Source organism: uncultured Flavonifractor sp. (assembly GCF_944383115.1).
Taxonomy (GTDB): domain Bacteria; phylum Bacillota; class Clostridia; order Oscillospirales; family Oscillospiraceae; genus Flavonifractor.
On record NZ_CALWOJ010000122.1, the window covers coordinates 1 to 4,835 of the forward strand.

5 protein-coding genes are annotated in these 4,835 nt (G+C 61.2%); all 5 read left to right on the plus strand.

The annotated features are described in order from the left end of the window. On the plus strand, nucleotides 1-369 hold a 369-nt coding region (locus Q0K43_RS10265), incomplete at its 5' end, for an EamA family transporter (RefSeq protein WP_297290437.1). Between the two features lie 20 nt (nucleotides 370-389). Then, the gene (locus tag Q0K43_RS10270; RefSeq protein ID WP_297290438.1) at nucleotides 390-2,657 is read left to right on the plus strand and encodes a DNA internalization-related competence protein ComEC/Rec2; all 2,268 of its coding nucleotides are present in this window, start codon (nucleotides 390-392) and stop codon (nucleotides 2,655-2,657) included. 11 nt (nucleotides 2,658-2,668) lie between these two features. Further along, nucleotides 2,669-3,706, plus strand: coding sequence for a DNA polymerase III subunit delta (gene holA, locus Q0K43_RS10275; RefSeq protein ID WP_297290439.1), 1,038 nt, complete (start codon nucleotides 2,669-2,671; stop codon nucleotides 3,704-3,706). A gap of 5 nt (nucleotides 3,707-3,711) precedes the next feature. Next, a complete protein-coding gene (locus Q0K43_RS10280; protein ID WP_297290440.1) occupies nucleotides 3,712-4,137 on the plus strand; it encodes a toxin-antitoxin system antitoxin subunit in 426 nt (141 codons plus the stop codon). A gap of 2 nt (nucleotides 4,138-4,139) precedes the next feature. Beyond that, entirely contained in the window at nucleotides 4,140-4,736 is a 597-nt protein-coding gene (locus tag Q0K43_RS10285; protein WP_297290441.1) for a toprim domain-containing protein, read from the plus strand. The last annotated feature ends 99 nt before the right edge of the window (nucleotides 4,737-4,835 follow it).

The window sequence follows — 4,835 nt, forward strand, 5'->3', positions numbered from 1 at the left end:
GAGGGCCGGGATATCTTCATCCTGACCACCCTCCAGTTTGCCAGCTTTGCCGTGTTCTCCTGGATCGGCGTGCTGGTCACCCAAACTACGGTCAGTCCCGAGGTGTTCAACGGCGATCTCATCTTCGGCCTTGCCTATCTGGTCGTTTTCGCCTCCTGCGGCGCCCTGCTCTTCCAGAATATCGGGCAGAAGTACACCGCCCCCTCCACTGCGGCGGTCCTCCTTTCCCTGGAAGCTCCCTTCGGCGTCATCTTCTCCATGATTTTTGCCGGTGAGCAGCCCACGGCCCTCATGCTGGTCGGCTTTGCGCTGATTTTCGTGGGCGTGATCTGTTCCGAGACCAAATTCTCCTTCCTGCGAAAGAAATAAGCGGACAGGGGTGATCCCCGTTGCGTAAGCTGGCTTGGTTTGCCGCCGCCTTTTCCGGGGCTGTATTCCTGGCAGTGTATTTGCTGCCGGAAGGAATATTGGTGCCGGCTGGGGCATGCTGCGCCCTGGCGGCTTTGGGCGGGCTGACGCTGCAGGGCAAAGCCCGTCTGCGCGCTATGCTGCTCTGCTTCGGCCTGGCGACAGGCCTGTGCTGGACGGGCGTGTACTGCGCTCTGGTCCGGGCGCCGGCCCTGCGGCTGGCGGGAACAGAGACCCAGGTAGAGGCTGTTGTGGCCGATTGGCCTCAGGCGGGCAGCTACGGCGGCGTTTCTGTTCTGGTGCGTGTACAGACGGATGGCCTGCCGGTCAAAGCCCAGCTCTATCTGGACGGGGCAGAAGGGATGGAGCTGCGGCCGGGGGATTGCCTTACTTTGACGGCGTCCTTCCGTATGGCGGACACTATGGCGGGAGAGCCCACCAGTTACTACTACGCCAAAGGCATCCTCCTGATTGCCAGCGGTGGAAAGGGATGGACGGCAGCGCGGCCGGACGGGCCGCCGCTGGAGTATTGGCCGGCGTTTTTCAGCAGAGCGTTGAAGGACAGCGTGGCCCGCAGCTTCCCGGACAGTACCGCGCCTCTGGTCACCGCGCTGATCACCGGGGACAAGACGGGACTGCCTGATGGGGAATACAGCGCACTTCGCCGCTCGGGCCTTGCCCATGTCATCGCCGTTTCCGGCCTCCATGTCTCCTTCCTGGCGGGACTGATTACCACCCTTCTGGGCCGCCGGCGGCGGTTGTCGGCAGTGGTGGGTATCTGCCTGCTTTTCTTCTTTTCCGCTGTGGCCGGCAATACGCCGTCGGTACAGCGGGCGGCTTTCATGCAGGCGCTGCTCCTTGTGGCCCCTCTGGCCGACCGGGAGAACGACCCACCTACCGCTTTGAGTACTGTGCTGATGGTGCTGCTGGCCATCAATCCCTATGCGGCGGCCAGCATATCCCTTCAACTGTCCTTCGGGGCGGTGGCTGGTATCTTCCTGTTTACCGGGCCTCTGTGCCAGCGGTGGGAGAGGAAACTGCCCCGCAAGCCCAAAGGTTTCTGGCCCAGGCTGGGCTGCCGGGCGGCCCGGGTGGTTATCGCCACTGTGGCCACCACGTTGGGCGCCATCGTATTCACCACGCCGTTGATGGCAGTTTACTTTGATAGTATTTCTCTCATCTCGCCGCTTACCAACCTGCTGGCCCTATGGGCGGTTTCAGATGCGTTTCTGGGCGGCCTGCTGACGGCGCTGGTGGGCTTGATCCTGCCGGGCGCGGCGGTGGCGATGGGTTGGGTGGTCTCCCTGCCGGTATGGTACCTGCAATGGCTGACTGCCGCCCTGGCCGGACTGCCCTTTGCCTCGGTGACGGCCCACTCCATTTATCTGGTACTCTGGATGGCCCTGACCTATGGGCTTATCTTCCTGTGGGTGCTGTGGCGCGGCCCCCGGGGCAGACCGGCGCTGCCGGTATGCCTCAGTTTGGCTGCCCTGTGCGGGGCGCTGGTACTCCAGGCCGCTGCTTTGACCGGCGGAAAGCTGACCGTCTCTGTGCTGGATGTGGGCCAGGGACTCAGCGTGGCCCTCTATTCCAAGGGACAGACTGCCCTGATCGACTGCGGCGGCTATGATGCCGGGAATACCGCGGCGGATTACTTCCAGACGCTGGGCCTCAGCCGTATCGACCTGGTGATCCTTACCCATTACCATGACGACCATGCCGCCGGCATTCCCCAACTGCTGGAGCGGATGGACGTGGGACTGCTCATCCTGCCCGACGTGGAGCCGGACAGTTCCTTGCGGGCCGAGATCCAGGCGGCCGCCCAGGCCCGCGGCGTAGAGACGCTGCTGGTCACCGACGGCGCGGTGGCAGAATTGGGCGAGACTACCCTGCGTGTCTTCCCGCCGCTGGGCACCGGCGGCAGCAACGAGGAGGGGTTGTCGGTACTGGGCAGCGCCGGTGAGTTTGACGTGCTGGTTACCGGCGATATGAATGCTGCGGTGGAGCGGCGGCTGGTGAAGTACGGCAATCTGCCGGAGACGGAATTGCTGGTGGTGGGCCATCACGGTTCCGGCTACTCCACTTCTGGGGAATTGCTCCAGACGATCCAGCCGCAGTGGGCCGTTATCTCGGTTGGATATAATACCTATGGTCACCCGGCAGAGGAGACTCTGGCCCGGCTGGCCCAATATGGATGTGATATTTATCGTACCGACTGGTCCGGTACGGTTACCATTACTGCGGAGTAAGGGGGGATACCATGCCGCAAAAAGCAAAGCCTGACGCCGCCGCCTACCGGAAGCTCAAGCAGGACCTGAAAGAGGGAACGCTGGGCAGCCTCTATGTGTTCCACGGGGAGGAGGCCTATCTGCGGGACTACTATCTGGGGGAGATGAAAAAGAAGCTGTTGCCGCCGGGGATGGAGGCGTTCAACTATCATGTGATCCCTGGCAAGGAATTTGACCTGAAAGTTCTGGCCCAGACGGTGGATTGCCTGCCTATGATGAGCCAGCGCACCCTGATTGTGGTCAACGACTATGACATGTTCAAAGGCGACAAGGAGGGGCTGACGGATATTTTGAAGGATCTGCCCGATTATGTCTGCCTGGTCTTTGTCTATGACCTGATCGAATATAAATCGGATGCCCGTACCAAGCTGGCCGGCGTCGTCAAGGAAAAGGGCAGCGTAGTATCCTTCAACCGACAGGAGCAGGGCGATCTGGTGGACTGGATCGCCCGGCGGTTCAAGGCGTTGGATCATGATATCGGTACAGAGGACGCCAAATACCTGATCTTTTTGTGCGGCGATCTGATGAACACCCTGATCTCCGAGATCGGCAAGATCGGCGCCTACGCCGCCCACCGGCGGGTGACCCGGGCGGACATTGACGCGGTAGCCACCCCACAGCTGGACGCGGTGGTGTTCCAGATGACCGACGCCATCTCCGCCGGGGATTTTGACAAGGCGGCCTCGGTGTTGGGGGACCTGTATCACATGCAGGAGCCGCCTATCAAACTGCTGGCAGCCTTGGGCAAGCAGCTGCGGCAGTTGTATACCGCGCGGCTTGCCATTGAGAACAAGCGGGACAGCCGCTATCTGATGGAACTGTGGAAACTGCGTTCCGCCTACCCGGCGGAGCGCATGATGCAGTCCGCCCGGCGTTTCTCTTTGGGCTGGTGTCGCCGGGCGGTCATCCGATGCGGCGAGACGGACCTGGCTATGAAATCCACCGGCGCAGACGGCGAAGAATTGCTGACCGGTCTGCTGATGGAACTGGCCGTAAAGAAAGGAGCCTGACAACCATGAAAAAGCGTACGATCTTTGGTGTGACTTTGGCGGCCGCCGGCGCGGCGGGGTGGTATCTGACCGCAAAAGGCAGAAAGAACCAGGTGGAAGTCATTCGGGAGCAGGTGCGTCAATTGCTGGCTGTGCGCCGGGATGAACTGCAGGAGCTGCGCAAGGCGTCCCAGCCGGAGCAACTGAATCCCGAGCGGTTGGGTGCGGAACCTGTGGCCGGCATTGAGGTGGAGTCTGTTCGCCTGGAGAAAGGTGTCCTGACGGTAGCCCTTAACAACGGTGAGGCACGGGCCTGGCTGTCTAATGAGCCTCTGGACCGGCTGAACGTGCGTACCCAGCCCTGGAAGGGCAGCGCCCGGCCCGGGGTCCTCTATACGGAGAATTTGGGCGACGGTTGGTATGTGGGCTATGCCTGCCTGCACTGGAATTGATGATGCTGCGGATCAAAGAAGCCATCGTGGTGGAGGGACGCTACGATAAAAATACCCTCTCCCAACTGGTAGATACCATTATCGTGGAGACCGCTGGGTTTGGCGTCTTTCAAAACAGTGAAAAACTGGCCCTGTTCCGCCGCTTGGCGGCGGAGCGGGGCTTGATCATTTTGACCGACCCGGATGGAGCGGGCTTTGTCATCCGTAATTTTTTAAAGGGGAGCATTCCGCCTGAACAGGTCAAGCACGCCTATGTACCCGATATCCTGGGTAAGGAGCGGCGGAAACGCACGCCGGGCAAGGAAGGGAAGCTGGGGGTGGAAGGTATGCGCCCCCAGGTGCTGGAACAGGCGCTGCGCCGGGCGGGCGCAACCTTTCTGGATGAGGACGAGCCTCCGCTGCGCCCCGGCAGACCAATTACCAAAGCGGATCTGGTGACGCTGGGCCTGTCCGGCGGCGTCAATTCAGCCGCCCGCAGGGAGACACTCCTGCGGAAACTGGAGTTGCCTGTCCATCTCTCCCCCAACGCCATGCTGGAGGTACTCAACGTCTTATTTTCCTATGAAGAACTGATATCCGCAGCGGGGGACCAGACCTGAGAGAAAAAGATGCGGAAAAAGGGAAAAAGGTGTTGACAAAGGGGAGTGAGGGTGGTATTCTAACTGAGCGCCTTGCGGAGGGCACCAAAGATCAGCGGG

Excerpts from the sequence above, each read along its gene's own strand:
- holA (WP_297290439.1), top strand. The coding sequence starts at position 2,669 with ATGCCGCAAAAAGCAAAGCCTGACGCCGCCGCCTACCGGAAGCTCAAG.
- Q0K43_RS10280 (WP_297290440.1), top strand. The coding sequence starts at position 3,712 with ATGAAAAAGCGTACGATCTTTGGTGTGACTTTGGCGGCCGCCGGCGCG.
- Q0K43_RS10285 (WP_297290441.1), top strand. The coding sequence starts at position 4,140 with ATGCTGCGGATCAAAGAAGCCATCGTGGTGGAGGGACGCTACGATAAA.